Origin of the sequence: Delftia sp. S65 (assembly GCF_016516495.1) — a bacterium.
Classification (GTDB): domain Bacteria; phylum Pseudomonadota; class Gammaproteobacteria; order Burkholderiales; family Burkholderiaceae_C; genus Comamonas; species Comamonas acidovorans.
The window spans coordinates 19,292-36,134 of sequence record NZ_JACVUR010000053.1; the positions used below are offsets into that span (position 1 = coordinate 19,292).

Sequence of the window (16,843 nt, forward strand, 5' to 3'; positions counted from 1 at the left end):
CATCTGACCGCTTGGGCGCCTACCGCCCGGCTCTGTCCATGATCATCACCAGCCTGCTCGATACCGACCTGTACAAATTCACGATGATGCAGGTGGTGCTGCACCAGTTTCCCGGGGCACAGGTCGAGTACCGTTTCAAGTGCCGCAATCCCGGCGTGCAGCTTGCGCCCTATGTGAACGAGATCCGGGCCGAGATCCGTTCTCTGTGCAGCCTGCGGTTCCAGGATGCAGAGCTGGCCTACCTGAGCTCGCTGCGCTTCATCAAGAGCGATTTCGTCGATTTCCTGAGCCTGTTCCACCTCAACGAGAAGTGCGTCACGGTGCAGGCGCTGCCCAATGGCGAGATCGACATCACCATCCGCGGGCCCTGGCTGCACACCATCTTGTTCGAGATTCCCGTGCTGGCCATCGTCAACGAGGTGTACTTCCGCAATACCCAGCCGGTGCCCGATTTTCCCGAGGGCCGGCGCCGGCTGGATGCCAAGATCGCGCTGCTGCAACAGCAGGGCCTGGAGCAGCTCAAGATTGCCGACTACGGCACGCGCCGCCGCTTTTCGCGGGCCTGGCATGAAGAGGTGCTGCGCGTGCTGTGCGCACGCCTGGGCCGGCCCGGCGCATCCGCGGAGTCCGAGGGGCAGTTCGCGGGCACCAGCAACGTGCTGTATGCCATGAAGCTGGGCGTGCGGCCCCTGGGCACGCTGGCCCATGAATACCTGCAGGCCTGCCAGTCGCTGGGCCCGCGCCTGCGCGACAGCCAGATCTTCGGCTTCGAGTCCTGGGCGCGCGAGTACCGGGGCGACCTGGGCATTGCGCTGTCGGACGTCTACGGCATGTCGGCCTTCCTGCGCGATTTCGACCTGTACTTCTGCAAGCTCTTCGATGGCGCGCGCCATGACAGCGGGGACCCGTTCGAGTGGGGCGAGCGGCTGCTGGCCCACTACCGCGCCAACCGCATCGACCCGCTGACCAAGACGCTGATCTTCAGCGACGGCCTGACGGTGCCGCGCACCATCGAGCTGTTCCAGCGCTTCCACGGGCGCTGCCAGCTGGCCTTTGGCATCGGCACCAACCTGACCAATGACCTGGGCGACGCGCCCGACCATGTGCCGCTGCAGATCGTCATCAAGATGACGCGCTGCAACGGCCAGCCCGTGGCCAAGCTCTCGGACACGCCGGGCAAGAGCATGTGCGACGACGAGAAATACCTGGCCTATCTGCGCCAGGTGTTCGAGATCGCGGCGCCCGCGGCACAGACTTGATCGCTGCGCGGCCCGCTGCCAGGAGGGGACAGTGAATACAGAACAAAGAGGAGACGGGACCATGAAGGCCTTGCGTGGATTGTTGGTGCTGCTTGTCGCCTGCGTGCCCTCCTGGGCCCTGGCGGCCGAGATCGATGGCGGCCAGCTGTCGGTGCTCTGGGGCGTGCCCTTTGCGGGCATGCTGTTGTCGATTGCCCTGGTGCCGCTGGCGGCGCCGCATTTCTGGCACCGGCATTTCGGCAAGTTGACGGCGGCCTGGGCGCTGGCCTTCCTGCTGCCCTTTGCAGCGGTGTTCGGTGCGGGTGCGGCCCTGGCCAACCTGGTGCATGCGCTGCTGGCCGAGTACCTGCCCTTCGTGATCCTGCTGACGGCGCTGTACACGGTGTCGGGCGGCATCTATGTGCGCGGCAATCTCAAGGGCTCGCCGGGGCTGAACACGGCCATCCTGGCCATCGGCGCTGTGCTGGCCAGCTTCATGGGAACCACGGGCGCCTCGATGCTGCTGATCCGGCCGCTGCTGCGCGCCAACGACAACCGCAGGCACCAGGTGCATGTGGTGGTGTTCTTCATCTTCATCGTCTCCAATGCCGGGGGCTCGCTGACGCCGCTGGGCGACCCGCCGCTGTTCCTGGGCTTTCTCAAGGGCGTGGACTTCTTCTGGACGGTGCGCCATATCTTCACCGAGACTCTGTTCCTGGTCGGCGTGCTGCTGGCGCTGTTCTACGCGATCGACACCTGGCTGCTGCGCAAGGCCGGCGAGGCGGACCTGCCCGATCCCACGCCCAGCATCGACGCCTCGGGCCGCGCCAGCCGCCTGGGCTTCGATGGCAGCGTGAACTTCGCGCTGCTGCTGGCCGTGGTGGCCCTGGTGCTGATGAGCGGCCTGTGGCGCACCGATGCAGGCCTGGTGCTGGCCGGCACGCATGTGGGCCTGCCGGGGCTGGTGCGCGATGCGGGCCTGATCGTGGTGGCGCTGCTGTCCCTGCGGCTCACGCCGCGCAGCGTGCACCAGGCCAACGAATTCGGCTGGGGGCCGATGCAGGAAGTGGCCAAGCTGTTCGCGGGCATCTTCCTGACCATCATCCCCGTGATCGCCATGCTCAAGGCGGGCACGGGCGGGCCGTTCGGCGCCATCGTGGGCGCCGTCACGCGCGCCGACGGCACGCCCGATCCGCTGATGTACTTCTGGGCCACGGGCCTGCTGTCCTCCTTCCTCGACAACGCGCCGACCTACCTGGTGTTCTTCAACACCGCAGGGGGCGATGCCGCGCAGCTGATGACCACGATGGCCTCCACGCTGGCGGCCATCTCCGCGGGCGCGGTGTTCATGGGTGCCAACACCTATATCGGCAACGCGCCCAACCTGATGGTCAAGGCCATTGCCGAGGAGCGCGGCGTGAAGATGCCCAGCTTCTTCGGCTACATGGCCTGGTCGCTGGGCATTCTGGTGCCGCTGTTCGTATTGATGAGCTTCATCTGGTTCCGCTGAAGAACCGCCTCCCGCCAAGACAAGGAAAGAGACAGACATGGCAAGCAAACCCCGCATCCTGATCGCCCGCGCCATCCCGCCCGAGGTGGTGCGCAAGCTGGAGCAGCACTTCGAGGTCGAGTCCAACCAGGACGACGTGGTCTGGAGTCCGCAGGAGCTGGCCGCGCATCTGCAGGACAAGGACGGCGTGCTGACCACGGGCTCGCAGACCATCGATGCGGCACTGCTGGCGGCCTGCCCGCGCCTGAAGGTCGTGGCCAACATGGCCGTGGGCTACAACAACTTCGACGTGCCCGCGATGACGGCAGCGGGCGTGCAGGGCACGAACGCGCCCGACGTGCTGACCGAGACCACGGCCGACTTCGGCTTCGCCCTGCTCATGGCCACGGCCCGCCGCGTGACCGAAAGCGAGCACTACCTGCGCGCCGGAAAGTGGAACTCCTGGCGCTACGACCTGTTCGCCGGCTCGGAAGTGCACGGCAGCACGCTGGGCATCATCGGCATGGGCCGCATCGGCCAGGGCATTGCCCGGCGCGGTGCGCATGGCTTCGGCATGAAGGTGGTCTATCACAACCGCTCGCGCCTGTCGCCCGAGCTGGAAGCCGAATGCAAGGCCGGCTACGTGGGCAAGGACGAACTGCTGGCCATGGCCGACCATGTGGTGCTGGTGCTGCCCTACACCAAGGAAAACCACCACACCATAGGCGCGGCCGAGATCGCAAGGATGAAGCCCACGGCCACGCTGATCAACATCGCGCGCGGTGGCATCGTCGATGACGCGGCGCTGGCCAGGGCGCTGCGCGACAGGACCATTGCCGCCGCCGGCCTGGACGTGTTCGAGGGCGAGCCCTCGATCCATCCCGACCTGCTGACCGTGCCCAATGTCGTGCTGACCCCGCACATCGCCAGCGCCACCATGGGCACGCGCAGCGCCATGGCCGAGCTGGCAGCCGACAACCTGATCGACTTTCTGAGCGGCAAGGGCCCGCGCACGCCCGTCAACCAGCCCGAGGCGGCGGCCGCAGGCGCGCGCGCCAGGGCCTGAGTGCCGTATCCCGACAATCGCGGGAAGGCAGGCCCTGGCCGCTTCCCGCTGCATGGAGCTGAAGCAAGATCTTGACCCAGATATCCGGAGTGTGGTGGGCGGCATGGGCCGTGCTGCTGTTGGGGCAGGCGGCCGTGATCTGGCTGCTGTGCAGGCGCTCGGCGCAGCGCGATGACGGGGTGGCGCCGCAGCAGTTGCTGCAGGCGCTGCAGATGCTGGATGTGCGGCTGCAGCAGCTCGAGCGCGGCGCCCAGGCCACGCAGATGGCCGTGGCCAAGAGCGACGGCGGTCTGGACCGCGTGTCGCAGCAGCTGCAGGCCCATCTGGCCCAGGCCCAGCTCGATGCCCAGGCCGCACGGCGCGAGCAGGGCGAGGCGCTGGCAGCCTTTCGCATGGAACTGGGCCGGCTCACCGTGCGGCTGGCCGCCGACAGCGCCCAGGCCCGCGAGGCGCAGGGTGAAAGCACGCAGCGCTTCAACGCCCATGTGCAGGAGCGTTTCGAGGCGCTGGCGCAGACCACGCGCAGCACGCTGGACTCCCTCAAGAACGACATCCAGCAGCAGCTGGGCGGGCTGGCGCAATCCAGCCAGGTCCATGCCGAACAGCTGCGCGGCACGCTCAACGAGCGCCTGGCCACCATCCAGTCGGACAACGCGGCGCGGCTGGAGGAGATGCGGCGCACGGTGGACGAGAAGCTGCATGCCACGCTGGAGCAGCGCCTGGGCGAATCGTTCAAACTGGTCAGCGACCGGCTGGAGCAGGTGCACAAGGGCCTGGGCGAGATGCAGACACTGGCCGGCAGCGTGGGCGACCTCAAGCGCGTGATGACCAATGTGAAGACGCGCGGCACCTGGGGCGAGCTGCAGCTGGGCGCCATCATCGAGAACGTGCTCACACCCGAGCAGTACGCGCGCAACGTCAAGACCGTGCCCGGCAGTGACGACATGGTGGAGTTCGCCATCCGCCTGCCCGGGCGCAGCGACGAGACGCCGGTCTGGCTGCCCATCGATGCCAAGTACCCGGTCGAGCAATACCAGCGCCTGCTCGACGCCCAGGATGCGGCCGACAAGGCCGCAATTGCCTCGGCCGGCAATGCCTTCGAGGCATCGATCAAGTTCGAGGCCCGCAAGATCCATGGCAAGTATGTGAGCCCGCCCCACACCACTGACTTTGCCGTGCTCTACCTGCCCACGGAAGGCCTGTTTGCCGAGGTCATGCGCCGCCCCGGCCTGGTCGAGGCCGTACAGAACGGCTGCCGCGTGATGGTCACCGGCCCGGCCAACCTGGCGGCCATGCTCAGCAGCCTGCAGATGGGCTTCAAGACGCTGGCCATCGAAAAGCGATCGTCCGAGGTCTGGGCCGTGCTGGGCCAGGTCAAGACCGAGTTCGCCAAGTTCGGCGAAGTGGTGGATGCCACGCGCAAATCCATCGATGCCGCCGCCAAGCGCTTCGAGCAGGTGGGTGTGCGCACGCGCGCCATCCAGCGGCAATTGCGCGATGTGCAGGAGCTGCCTGCGCCGGCCTCGAGCGCAGGGCTGCCCGGTCTGCCGGACGACAAGGACACGGCGGCAGGCATGGAGCCAGGGTCGGAGCAGGACTGAGATGAATCTGGCGCTGTTCAAAGTCATCATGGCCCAGGTCAGCGTGCACGCCACCATGGCCGGCATGCGGCTGGCCGCGCCTTTGCTGGCGCTGCAGCAGGGCTACAGCGCGGCGGCCGTGGGGATCTTGCTGGCGCTGTTTGCGCTGACCCAGGTGTTCCTGGCGCTGCCGGCCGGGCGCTTTGCGGACAAGCATGGTTTTCGCAAGCCGTTTTTCCTGTCCATGCTGGCGGCCAGCGGCGGCTGTGCACTGGCGCTGGCGTTTCCGGTCTATCCCGTGCTGTGCCTGGTGGCGCTGCTGACGGGCGGTGCCAGCGGCGCGGTGGTGATTGCCGTGCAGCGCCATGCGGGGCGGGTCACCCACGATGCGTTGGCGCTCAAGAAGGTGTTCAGCTGGCTGGCCATAGGGCCGGCCATCTCCAATTTCATCGGGCCTTTCAGCACGGGGCTGCTGATCGATCACGCGAATTTTGGCGGCGAGGGCAGCACCATGGGCTACCGCGTCGCCTTCGGCCTGCTGGCCCTGGTGCCCGTGCTGGCCTGGAGCTGGGTGCGCCACACGCAGGAGCTGCCGCCCGTGCGCGCGCCCATCGGCGGCCCCAAGCAGCATGCCTGGGACCTGCTGCGCGACCGCAACTTCCGCAACCTGCTGCTGGTCAACTGGCTGCAGTCGGCGTGCTGGGATGTGCACACTTTCGTGCTGCCGCTGCTGGGCCATGAGAAGGGGTTGAGCGCCTCGGTCATCGGCACGCTGCTGGGCATTTTTGCCGTGGCGGCCGCCGCCATCCGCCTGGCCATGCCGCTGGTGGCCGAGCGCCTGCGCGAAGGCGCCGTGATCTCCGGCGCCATGGCCATCACCGCCTTCGTCTTTGCGCTGTACCCCTTCATGGACTCGGCACTGACCATGGGCGTGTGCTCGGTGCTGCTGGGCTTTTCGCTGGGCTCGGTGCAGCCCATGGTCATGAGCATGCTGCACCAGATCACGCCCGAGCACCGCCATGGCGAGGCGCTGGGCCTGCGGCTCATGGCCATCAATGCCTCCAGCGTGGCCATGCCCGTGCTGTTCGGCTCGGCGGGGGCGTTGATCGGCGTGTCTGCGCTGTTCTGGGTTGTGGGCGCGGCCGTGGCCTCGGGCATCCGCACGGCCTGGTTCATGGGGCTGCCGCCGCGCAAGCCGGAATGAAAAAGGCGACCTGCGCCTTGGTGCGCAGATCGCCTTGCGATGCGGTGGCGGCCTGCCGGCCGCTGCGGCTTACCAGCCGCCAGCGTGGAACTGCTTGATCAGCGCCCAGGCCTCCACCGGATCATCGGTATAGCGGAACAGCTGCAGGTCCTTGGGCGAGATCGTGCCTTCCTCGATCATCAGGTCGATGTTGAGCAGCCGCTTCCAGAACTCGGTGCCGAACAGGATCACGGGCACGGAATGCGTCTTGCCGGTCTGCATCAGGGTCAGCACCTCGAACAGCTCGTCCAGCGTGCCGAAGCCGCCGGGGAAGGCCACCAGGGCCTTGGCGCGCATCATGAAATGCATCTTGCGCAGGGCGAAGTAGTGGAACTTGAAGCTGAGGTCCGGCGAGATGAAGCGGTTGCCGTTTTGCTCGTGCGGCAGCTCGATGTTCAGGCCGATGCTGGGTGCGCCCACATCATGGGCGCCACGGTTGGCCGCCTCCATGATGCCGGGGCCGCCGCCGGTGCAGATATAGAGGCGCTCCTCGGGCGGCTGGTTCAGGCTGTCGGCGGCCACGATGCGCGTGAAGGCGCGGGCCTGCTCGTAGCGGTGGGCGTTGCGCACGGCGCGCTCGGCCACTGCAATGCGCTGTGCATCGCCGCTGGCCTGCGCGTCGGCCAGTTGCTGCTCGGCCTGCTCCAGGTCCACGAAGCGGGCGCTGCCATAGACCACGACGGTGTGCTCGATGCCGCGCTCGATCTGGGCCAGGTCCGGCTTAAGCAGCTCCAGCTGCATGCGGATGCCGCGGGTCTCGCGGCGGAACATGAATTCCGGGTCCGCGAAGGCGAGGCGATTGGAGTTCTGCTGCAATGCCATGCCGTTGTGCGCCTGGTTGTGAAGGGCCGACCAGCCGTTGGCCAGATCGGTATCGGTCAGGGGGGAAGAGATTTGCATGAACCCTCGTACACAGAAAAACCCAGGGCGGCCACGCCTGTGGCCGTTCCATCAAATGCGTTGCCAGCGCAGATGATGACTGCACTATACGCTCACAAACTCATAGCCGCGGGGCTCGCGTATCCGTTGCTTTGCGCATTGACGGGGCCGGTGGCAGATTCGTATGCTGAGCAGTTGGGCAGGGCCTTGGCCTGGGGCCCGCCACCGGCAATGGGCGGGCATTTTCAGGCGCCGCAAGCGATTTCAGACGTCCGGGTGCTCGGCCGGTTCGTTGCGCACGACGGTGCTCAGCGGCGGCGGCACGTCCTGGCCCGCACGGCGTGCGCGGAACAGGGCTGCGCGCATCAGGAATATGGTGGTGATGGGCACGGTCACGGAAATGAAGACCGCAATCAGCAGCGCATGCACGGCCAGGCTCTGGCCGCTGACGGAAAAGTAGATCCAGGTGGCATGCATGATCAGCCAGCAGCCCATGGTGGCGATGATGGAGGGCGCATGCACGCGCTCGAAATAGCTGCCCAGCCGCCACAGTCCCATGGAGCCCAGGAAGGCGATGATGGCGCCGCCCAGCGCCAGCGCGGCAACCAGGATCTGGCACCACAGCGGCAGTGTGGTCTCCGGCGTCATTCGATCACCTCGCCGCGCAGCAGGAACTTGGCCATGGCGGTGGAGCCCACGCAGCCGAACAGCGCGACCAGCAAGGCCGCCTCGAAGTAGCTTGTGCTGTCGTAGATGATGCCCATGAGCAGCATGGCCAGCATGCCGTTGAGGTACATGCAGTCCAGCGCCAGCACGCGGTCCTGGGCGTGCGGGCCCTTGAGCAGGCGCAGCACGGCGCAGCCCATGGCCGCGACCAGCAGGCCCAGCGCGAACATCAAAGTCCAGTGGAACCAGGGCATCATTCGAAAATCTCCATCAGGGGGCGCTCGTAGCAACGCTTGACGTGCTGGACGATCTCCTCGGGATCATCGACCTCCAGCACATGCAGCATGAGCTGCGAGCGGTCGCGCGAGATCTCGGCCCAGGCCGTGCCGGGCGTGATGCACACGATCATGGCGAGCACGGCCAGGCCGTTGGGGTCGCGCAGTTCCAACGGGATGCGCACGAAGTTGGCCGGGTGCTTGCGCATGCCCGGAAACAGCATGAACCGCACGACGTTGAAGTTGGACAACGAGGTGTCCCAGACCACGCGCAGCGCCAGGCGCAGGATGGTCAGCGGATGGCGCACCCGCACGGGCAAGGGGCGCAGGCCGCGCAGCAGCAGAGGCAGCAGCAGGCCCAGCAATGCACCGAGCAGGATCTGTCCACTGCTGAACGAACGGTTGAGCAGCAGCCACAGCAGGAACAGCGCCACCGACAGCAGCGGCGCGGGCAGCAAGGTTTTCATCATCGGGAATCCTCCTTGCCCGCCGTCGTGCCTGCATCGCCTATGCCTGCGGGTATGGGCGCGCCACTGGCCTGGGCCGCGGCGCGTGCCGCGCCTTCAGGGCCGGCTTCCAGGCGGGCCTTCTTTTCTGCCGGGCTGGGCTCGGGCTGCGTGCCCATGACGGAGCGCACATAGACATCGGGCGCCAGCAGCGCATCCGCTGCGCGCTGTGTGTAGCCCATCAGTTCGCCGCCGCGCATCGTCAGTGCCACGCAGCAGGCCAGCAGCAAGGCGATGGGCAGCCCTTCGACCACGCGCAGCGAGGGAGAGTTCTGCTCCTCGGTCGCCCAGAAGTGGCGTATGCCGGCGCGCACCAGCGACAGCAGGGCCAGCAGCCCGGTGATGATCATCAGCGCCACCAGCACCCAGCCGGCCCAGCCGGCCTGGAAGCCGCTGGAGTTGCCCAGGCCCAGCGGGTTGAGCAGGGCAGACAGCATGGCGAACTTGCCCACGAAGCCCGACAGCGGGGGCAGGCCGGTAACCACCAGGGTGGCCAGCATGAAGCTCAGGCCGATGAAGGCAGCTGCGGCGGGAATGGCGCGGCCGATCAGCACCTCTTCGGATTCGTCAAGGTTGAATCCCTCGGTGGGAAGCAGCTCGGCGTTGAGGAAGGGCGCCTCATCGTCTTCATAGGGCTCGCCCGCGTCGTCGTCCACCCGCCAGCGGTCCACCACGTCGGCAATCAGGAAGAGCGCGCTCACGGCCAGGGTGGAGCTGGGCAGGTAGTACAGCAGCCCCGCCGTCAGTGCGTTCTGGCCAAAGCCCGTGGCAGCCAGCAGGGTGCCCGACGAGAGGATGGCCGCAAAGCCCGCGATATGCGTCAGGCGCTGCGAGCCCAGCATGCCCAGGCCGCCGAAGGCCATGGTCAGCATGCCGCCGACGATCAGCCAGGTGCTGCCGAACAGAGCGGAGGAGCCGGCCTCGGAGCTGAACAGCAGCGTCCACAGCCGCAGCACCACGTAGACGCCCACCTTGGTCATGAGCGCAAATACGGCACCGACGGGCGCGGTGGCCGCGCTGTAGGCCGGCACCAGCCAGAAGTTCAGCGGCCACATGGCCGCCTTGGTCAGGAAGGCGATGCCCAGGATGGCCGCTGCCGAATGCAGCAGCCCGCGGTCGGCACTGCTGATCTGGGGAATGGCGCGCGCCAGATCGGCCATGTTCAGCGTGCCGGTCAGGCCGTAGAGCATGGACACGCCGATGAGGAACAGCGACGAGGCGGCCAGGTTGATGGCGATGTAGTGCAGGCCCGCCTGGATGCGCGCCCGGCCCGAGCCATGCAGCAGCAGGCCGTAGGAGGCCGCGAGCATGATCTCGAAGAACACGAACAGGTTGAACAAGTCCGCCGTGAGGAAGGCGCCGCTCAGGCCCATCAGCTGGAACTGGAACAGCGAGTGAAAGTGCATCCCCGCGCGGTGCCAGCGGGCGCTGGAGAAGATCAGCGAGGCCAGGGCCACCGTGTAGGTCAGCACCAGCATCATGCCGGTCAGGCGGTCCAGCGCCAGCGAGATGCCGAAGGGCATGGGCCAGTTGCCCGGCATGTAGACGCCCAGGTTGACGGGTGCGCCGGCCTGGTCGGTCCACAGCATCAGCAGCACGGCCACGCCCAGGCCCAGCACGGTGGACACCAGGCCAAGGGCGAACTTCACGCGCTGGCGCTCCTCGCGCAGCAGCAGCATCAGCGCTGCCGAGAGCATGGGCAGCACGATGGGCGCCAGCATCAGGTGCGGCATGAGACGGGCGGTCAGCTCGTTCATGGCATCTCCTGCTCGGTGCGGGAATGGGCTCCGTCCACATGGTCGGTGGCGGTGGTGCCGCGCGAGGCCAGCAGCACCACGAGGAACAGCGCCGTCATGGCAAAGCCGATCACGATGGCCGTGAGCACCAGCGCCTGGGGCATGGGATCGGCATAGTGCGCGAGATCCTGCGGTACGCCGGCCCGCAGCACGGGCTCCTTGTCAATGGCCAGGCCCTGGCGGCCCATGCTGAAGATGAACAGGTTGACCGCATACGACAGCAGGGCCAGCCCCATGATGACCTGGTAGGTCCGTGGGCGCAGCAGCAGCCACACGCCCGAGCCGGTCAGTACGCCGATGGCAATGGCAAGCACGACTTCCATCAGAAACCTCCTCGCGCCAGGGCTGCAGCGGTGGCCTGCTGCACGGCGGCTTCGGCCTCCTCGGCCTGTTGTTGCTGCTCCTCCAGCAGGCGGGCGTGGTAGCGGTGGCTGCGCACCGATTGGTGGGCGATGGCCGTCAGAATGAGCATGGTCGCGCCCACCACCAGCGAGAACACACCGATGTCGAAGAACAGGGCGCTGGCGAGATGCACGTCGCCGACGACTGGCAGGGTCATATGGAAGGTGTGGCTGGTGAGGAAGGGATAGCCGGCCACGATGGAGCCCATGCCGGTACCCAGTGCGAACAGCAGGCCGACACCGATCCATCGGCGCGGGAAGATCGGCAAGTGGGCCTCGACCCACTGCGTGCCGGAGATGATGTACTGCATCAGCAAGGCGACCGAGAACACCAGGCCGGCGACGAAGCCGCCTCCGGGTTCGTTGTGGCCGCGCATGAAGATGTAGACCGAGACCAGGGCCGCGAAAGGCAGCAGCAGGCGGACCAGCACGGCGGGCACCATCAGGTAGCCCACGGCCGTATCGCCGGCATTGCGCGGATTGAACAGATCGGTCTGCAGGTCGCCTGGCACGTAGCGCTGCTGCTCGGGAAGGTCCAGCGTCTCGCGCGCCGGGCGGAAGCGCCGCAGCAGGGCATAGACCACCAGGGCCACGATGCCCAGCACCACGATTTCGCCGAAGGTGTCGAAGCCACGGAAGTCCACCAGCATGACGTTGACCACATTGGTGCCGCCGCCGTCGCTGAGCGCATGTTCGAGGAAGAAGGTGGAGGCGCCGTCATAGAAGGGGCGGCTCATCATGGCGAAGGCCAGCCAGGCCATGCCGCCCCCGGCCACCAGCGACAGCAGCAGGTCGCGCATGCGGCGCGAGCGCGCACGCAGCTCGGCGGACAGCACGGGAATGTGCAGGCTCTTGTCGCGCTTGGGCATCCAGCGCAGGCCCAGCAGCATCAGCACCGTGGTGGCGACCTCGACCACCAGCTGGGTCAGCGCCAGATCGGGCGCCGAGAACCACAGGAAGGTCAGGCAGGTGCACAGGCCGGCACCGCCCAGCATGATCAGCGCGGTCAGCCGGTGGTACTTGGCCTTCCAGGCCGTGCCCAGGGCGCAGAGAATGCCCACCGACCACAGCAGCACGAAGGCGGGCGACAGCGGCAGCATGCCCCGATCGCCCAGCTTGATGCCCTGCAGCCACAGCGGCAGAACGCCCGCCAGCACGGCGGTGCAGACCAGCCACAGCATCTGCCACTGCAGGCGCATGGTGGATAGGCGCCGGCGCGACCAGCGGCCCAGCAGGGACAGGCGGGCCAGCAGGTTCTCGAAGATGCGCTGGCCGCTGAGCGTGCCCACCAGCGGTGCGTTATCGATGTGGCCGGCCTGGCGCTGCCAGCGCAGCAGCATGTACAGCAGGATGCCGCCAATCAGGGCAACCAGGCTCATGATCAAGGGCATGTTCCAGCCGTGCCAGATGGCCAGGCTGTACTCGGGCAGATCGCCGCCGACCACGGGCGTGGCGGCCGCTGCAAGGAAGCTGCCCACCGCCCATGCCGGCAGCATGCCCACCACCAGGCAGGCCAGCACCAGCAGCTCGACGGGCACGCGCATCCAGTGCGGCGGCTCGTGCGGCTCGTGCGGCAGGTCGGTGGCCTTGGGGCCGAAGAAGACGTCGATGGTGAAGCGCAGCGAATAGGCCACGCTGAACATGCCCGCCACCGTGGCGGCCACCGGCAGGGCCGTGCGCACCCAGGGGGCAGCGTCCAGGTAGACGGTCTCGGCGAAGAACATTTCCTTGGACAGGAAGCCGTTGAGCAGCGGCACGCCCGCCATGGCCGCACTGGCCACGCAGGCCAGCGTCGCCGTGATGGGCATCATGTGCCGCAGGCCCGAGAGGCGGCGGATGTCGCGCGTGCCGCTTTCATGGTCAACGATGCCTGCGGCCATGAACAGCGAGGCCTTGAAGGTCGCGTGGTTCATGATGTGGAACACCGCAGCCACGGCGGCCAGCTTGCTGTTGAGGCCCAGCAGCAGCGTGATCAGGCCCAGGTGGGAAATCGTCGAATAGGCCAGCAATCCCTTGAGATCGTGCTGAAACATGGCCAGATAGCCACCGATGAGCAGCGTTGCCGCGCCGGCTCCGCCCACCAGCCAGAACCAGGCATCGGTGTCACCCAGCACGGGCCACATGCGCGCCAGCAGGAAGACGCCGGCCTTGACCATGGTGGCGGAGTGCAGGTAGGCCGACACCGGCGTGGGTGCGGCCATGGCGTGCGGCAGCCAGAAGTGGAAGGGGAACTGCGCGCTCTTGGTCAGCGCGCCCAGCAGGATCAGCACCAGGGCGACCAGATACAACTGGTGGTCGCGCACCTGCTGGCCGGCGATGAGCACGTTGTCCAGGTCATAGCTGCCCACGATGTGGCCCAGCACCAGCATGCCGGCCAGCATGGCCAGGCCGCCCGTTCCCGTCACCGTCAGCGCCATGCGCGCGCCCCGGCGCGCATCCTTGCGATGGTGCCAGTATCCGATCAGAAGAAAGGAGAAGAGGCTGGTCAACTCCCAGAAGAAGGCAATCTGGATGATATTGCCCGAAAGCACCACGCCCGCCATCGCGCCCATGAAGGCCAGAAAAAACGAGAAAAAGCGCGGCACGGGATCGGCCGGCGACATGTAGTAGCGCGCATAAAGCACCACCAGCGAACCGATGCCCAGCACCAGCATGCAGAACATCCAGGCAAAGCCGTCCATGCGGATCACCAGATTCAGCCCCAGTGCCGGCAGCCACTCGATCTCCTGGCGCAGCACCTCCCCATCGGCGATCTGGGGGAACAGCAATGCCGTCTGGATGGCGCAGCCTAGAGCAATGACGCCGGCCAGCGTTGACTCCGTATTGCGCGCATTGGCGGGCAGCATTGCGGCAATCAGGCTGCCGATGAAGGGTAGGATGATGAGGGTGATCAGGGGCATGGGCGGTTCATTTTACGGGCAAGGTTTTTTGCTTCGCTATGAAAACCTGAGCATGTTTCAGGCTATGGCCGCGCATACCCCGAGGGTAGTACGCATGAAAAACCCGCCGAAGCGGGTTGGATAGAGACAGTTGGCGTACTCAGGAGGCCGCGCCGGCCTTGGCCGGCGTGGCCGGTTTGGCGGCCTGGTCCTTGGTCGGCTTGGCGCCTTTGGCTGCCGTGTCCTTGGTGTCCTTGGCCGCCGTGTCCTTTGCATCGGGCTTGGCCCCCTGGCCCTTGTAGCTGGTGCCATTGACCGTCAGGCCGTCACCCGAGAACTTGGCGGCGGTCGGTTCGCCCACGCCTTTGACGCGGGCAATGAAATCGGGCCAGTCCTTGAAGGCGGAGGATTTGCGCTCCTCGAGAATGCGTGCCGACATGGCCGGGCCAATGCCCTTGATGGATGTCAGTTCGGCTTCATTCGCCTTGTTGACTTCCACGGCAGCCAGGGCCATCACGGACCACAGCAGTGCAATGAAGCCAGCCATCAGTTTTCTGAACATACAAACCTCCTGATCCCAAAATGTTGAGGGCCGCAACATTGCGACCCAGAGGCATCTTATGCAGGGCCTTGGCGTGCGGCTAGGCGGTGAAGGAGGCCAGCAGGCCCGTGCAGGCATGGCCGAACGTGTGCAAAGCCAATGGCCATGCGCCTGCCAAGGCGGTTTCTAGGAATACTCTGAAAATACACCGTCCATGCCGTGTTTGCCAATGGGGGTGACGCGATGCAGGGGGTGGAGCTGCCTCTCGCGCCTGCCCCGCATTACAGCTCCTCGACGCGCCGGGCCGGATAGCTGTCCCAGCTCTGGCAGCCGGGGCAATGCCAGAAATGCTGGCGTGCCTCGAAGCCGCAGGCCGCGCAGCGGTAGCGGGTCAGCGGCTTGGCCGCGTGGTCCAGCGCGCGTTGCACGGCCGGGTGGTACTGCTCCTCGGCCAGCTTCTCGCCTGCCAGCCACTGCGCGGCAGCCACCAGGGAGGGCTCCCTGTCCAGATGCTGGACCAGGCGTGCGCGTCCCGGTGCCCTGGTTTCACCATCGTTGCTCTGTTCTTCAATTTGAGCGTCCAGCGCGACCAGCGCCTGCAGCAGATCCAGCGAGGGTGCCTGCTCGTACTGCTGGCTGAGCAGTTGGTGGATGTGCTGGCGCTGGCCCGTGGCGGCGGCAATGTCCACCAGCAGCTGAGCCGCCAGCGGCAGCGAAGCCGGGGACTGCTCGGCCAGGCTTTCCAACGTGTGCAGGGCCTGGGCCGATTGCCCCATGCGGTGCTGCAGCTGCGCGTGCTCCAGGCGCGGGCGTGCGGCCTGTGGGGCGGTGGTGATGGCCTGCTGCAGCCGCTGCAGTGCCTCGGCCTGCTGGCCCTGGGTCAGCAGGGCCTGGGCGTCTTCGCAGAGGTAGTGGGCCAGGCGGCCGCTGAAGTCGCCCTGGTTGGCTTCCTGCATGCGGCGCGCAATGGCGGCGGCCTGTGTCCAGTCGCGCGAGCGTTCGTAGATGGCCAGCAGGGCCAGGCGGGCTTCGGCCTCGAAGGCCGTGCCTTCCAGGCGGCGCAGCGCGTCCTCGGCACGATCGAGCAGGCCTGCCTTCAGAAAGTCCTGGGCCAACGCGTGCTGGGCGCGGTCGCGGTCCACGCGGCTGAGGTCGCCGCGCGACAGCAGGTGTTCGTGCACGCGCACGGCGCGGTTGTATTCGCCACGGCGGCGAAAGAGGTTGCCCAGCGCGAAGTGCAGCTCCGAAGTGTCGGGATCGTTCTGCACGGCTTCGATGAAGGCGTCGATGGCCTTGTCCTGCTGCTCGTTGAGCAGGAAGTTCAGGCCCTTGAAATAGGCCTTGGGCGCCTGGCGGTTTTCGGCGCGAATCTGCCTCAGGTCCCAGCGCGAGGCCAGCCAGCCCAGCACGAAGGCGACGGGCAGGCCCAGCAGTATCCAGCTCAGATCAAATTCCATGCACGTCGCCCGGCAGGATGGGGGATGGGGCGGGCTTGGGCGCCGTGGCCGCTGCCGATGCCTCGGCCGCTGCAGGCACCGTGGCCTGGGTCGAGCGCGCGGCGTTGCGGTGCTTGAGCCAGCGCGGCACCATGCCCAGAACGCCCACGATCAGGCCCAGGGCGAAGGCGGCCAGCACCACCAGTACCAGCGGCGCAGTCCAGGAGGTGCCGAAGAAGAAGTGCACCGTCGCGTCCTGCTGGTTGTTCAGGGCGAAAGCGAACAGCGTAAAAAAAATGGCCGCCTTGAGCAGCCACAGGAAGTACTTCATGTGTTCCCTTGTGTGACGGGAACGATTCTAGAGCCTGGCGGAGAGGGCGGCTGCGGCGCGCGCAGCCGGTCAGCCCGCTTTCAGGCGGCAGGGCCGGTGCCTGTGCCGGAGCCTGTGTTGTCTGTATCGATGGCTGCACCGGGGCGCAGGTCCACGGCTTCGCGCAGGGCCTTGCCGGGCTTGAAGTGCGGCACGCGCTTGGACGGAATGTGGACGGCCTCGCCGCTGCGGGGATTGCGGCCCATGCGGGGCGGGCGATGGTTGACCGAGAAACTGCCAAAGCCGCGGATTTCGATGCGATGGCCTCGTACCAGGGCATCGCTGACGGCGTCAAGAATCGTCTTGACGGCCTGCTCGGCATCGCGCTGGCTCAGTTGGCCAAAGCGGGCGGCGAGTTCTTCGACGAGATCGGATCGGGTCATCAAGGATAGGAATCAGGGGTTGAAATGGCGACGGGGGCCCCGGGGGGCCCCGCGCCACCCACCCCCAAAACACCCCAACCACAAACCCCAAAAAA

At 66.8% G+C, this 16,843-nt stretch carries 16 protein-coding genes; 5 read left to right on the plus strand and 11 right to left on the minus strand.

What is annotated here, in order from left to right; all coding sequences use genetic code 11:
- The first annotated feature begins 38 nt into the window (after nt 1-38).
- The 5 genes from pncB (at nt 39) to IAE24_RS26780 (ending at nt 6,577) form a co-directional block, all read left to right on the plus strand.
- Nucleotides 39-1,259 carry a nicotinate phosphoribosyltransferase gene (gene pncB, locus IAE24_RS26760; RefSeq protein WP_199962173.1) on the plus strand — a complete coding sequence of 407 codons (1,221 nt, stop codon included), beginning with the start codon at nt 39-41 and terminating at the stop codon, nt 1,257-1,259.
- A gap of 61 nt (nt 1,260-1,320) precedes the next feature.
- The gene (locus IAE24_RS26765) at nt 1,321-2,748 is read left to right on the plus strand and encodes a sodium:proton antiporter (RefSeq protein WP_013801615.1); all 1,428 of its coding nucleotides are present in this window, start codon (nt 1,321-1,323) and stop codon (nt 2,746-2,748) included.
- A gap of 37 nt (nt 2,749-2,785) precedes the next feature.
- On the plus strand, nt 2,786-3,793 hold the full coding sequence (locus IAE24_RS26770) for a 2-hydroxyacid dehydrogenase (protein WP_199962175.1): 1,008 nt from the start codon (nt 2,786-2,788) through the stop codon (nt 3,791-3,793).
- Nucleotides 3,794-3,903: 110 nt separating this feature from the next.
- Entirely contained in the window at nt 3,904-5,394 is a 1,491-nt protein-coding gene (locus tag IAE24_RS26775; protein WP_034398730.1) for a DNA recombination protein RmuC, read from the plus strand.
- 1 nt (nt 5,395) lies between these two features.
- Nucleotides 5,396-6,577: an MFS transporter gene (locus tag IAE24_RS26780; RefSeq protein ID WP_013801618.1), complete on the plus strand. Its 1,182-nt coding sequence runs from the start codon at nt 5,396-5,398 to the stop codon at nt 6,575-6,577.
- A gap of 69 nt (nt 6,578-6,646) precedes the next feature.
- On the opposite strand, the gene IAE24_RS26785 is transcribed toward IAE24_RS26780, so the two are convergent.
- From IAE24_RS26785 to IAE24_RS26835, 11 genes are all read right to left on the minus strand, one after another.
- A complete protein-coding gene (locus tag IAE24_RS26785) occupies nt 6,647-7,516 on the minus strand; it encodes an LOG family protein (protein WP_012206534.1) in 870 nt (289 codons plus the stop codon).
- Nucleotides 7,517-7,759: 243 nt separating this feature from the next.
- On the minus strand, nt 7,760-8,143 hold the full coding sequence (locus IAE24_RS26790) for a monovalent cation/H(+) antiporter subunit G (RefSeq protein ID WP_012206533.1): 384 nt from the start codon (nt 8,141-8,143) through the stop codon (nt 7,760-7,762).
- Nucleotides 8,140-8,418 carry a K+/H+ antiporter subunit F gene (locus IAE24_RS26795; RefSeq protein WP_012206532.1) on the minus strand — a complete coding sequence of 93 codons (279 nt, stop codon included), beginning with the start codon at nt 8,416-8,418 and terminating at the stop codon, nt 8,140-8,142. Before IAE24_RS26795 ends, IAE24_RS26790 begins: the two co-directional genes overlap by 4 nt.
- Complete coding sequence (locus IAE24_RS26800) at nt 8,415-8,906, minus strand: Na+/H+ antiporter subunit E (protein ID WP_013801620.1); 492 nt, start codon at nt 8,904-8,906, stop codon at nt 8,415-8,417. Before IAE24_RS26800 ends, IAE24_RS26795 begins: the two co-directional genes overlap by 4 nt.
- Nucleotides 8,903-10,699, minus strand: coding sequence for a monovalent cation/H+ antiporter subunit D (locus tag IAE24_RS26805; RefSeq protein WP_012206530.1), 1,797 nt, complete (start codon nt 10,697-10,699; stop codon nt 8,903-8,905). The genes IAE24_RS26800 and IAE24_RS26805 overlap by 4 nt, the downstream gene beginning before the upstream one ends.
- The gene (locus IAE24_RS26810; protein WP_012206529.1) at nt 10,696-11,061 is read right to left on the minus strand and encodes a Na+/H+ antiporter subunit C; all 366 of its coding nucleotides are present in this window, start codon (nt 11,059-11,061) and stop codon (nt 10,696-10,698) included. The genes IAE24_RS26805 and IAE24_RS26810 overlap by 4 nt, the downstream gene beginning before the upstream one ends.
- Entirely contained in the window at nt 11,061-14,039 is a 2,979-nt protein-coding gene (locus IAE24_RS26815) for a monovalent cation/H+ antiporter subunit A (RefSeq protein ID WP_199962177.1), read from the minus strand. Before IAE24_RS26815 ends, IAE24_RS26810 begins: the two co-directional genes overlap by 1 nt.
- A 139-nt stretch (nt 14,040-14,178) precedes the next feature.
- Nucleotides 14,179-14,580: a ComEA family DNA-binding protein gene (locus IAE24_RS26820; protein WP_088164204.1), complete on the minus strand. Its 402-nt coding sequence runs from the start codon at nt 14,578-14,580 to the stop codon at nt 14,179-14,181.
- 260 nt (nt 14,581-14,840) lie between these two features.
- Nucleotides 14,841-16,016 carry a lipopolysaccharide assembly protein LapB gene (gene lapB, locus IAE24_RS26825; protein ID WP_043820625.1) on the minus strand — a complete coding sequence of 392 codons (1,176 nt, stop codon included), beginning with the start codon at nt 16,014-16,016 and terminating at the stop codon, nt 14,841-14,843.
- Nucleotides 16,006-16,326, minus strand: a complete 321-nt coding sequence (locus tag IAE24_RS26830; RefSeq protein ID WP_199962179.1) for a LapA family protein — start codon at nt 16,324-16,326, stop codon at nt 16,006-16,008. The genes lapB and IAE24_RS26830 overlap by 11 nt, the downstream gene beginning before the upstream one ends.
- An 80-nt stretch (nt 16,327-16,406) precedes the next feature.
- A complete protein-coding gene (locus IAE24_RS26835) occupies nt 16,407-16,748 on the minus strand; it encodes an integration host factor subunit beta (protein ID WP_013801626.1) in 342 nt (113 codons plus the stop codon).
- Between the last annotated feature and the right edge of the window lie 95 nt (nt 16,749-16,843).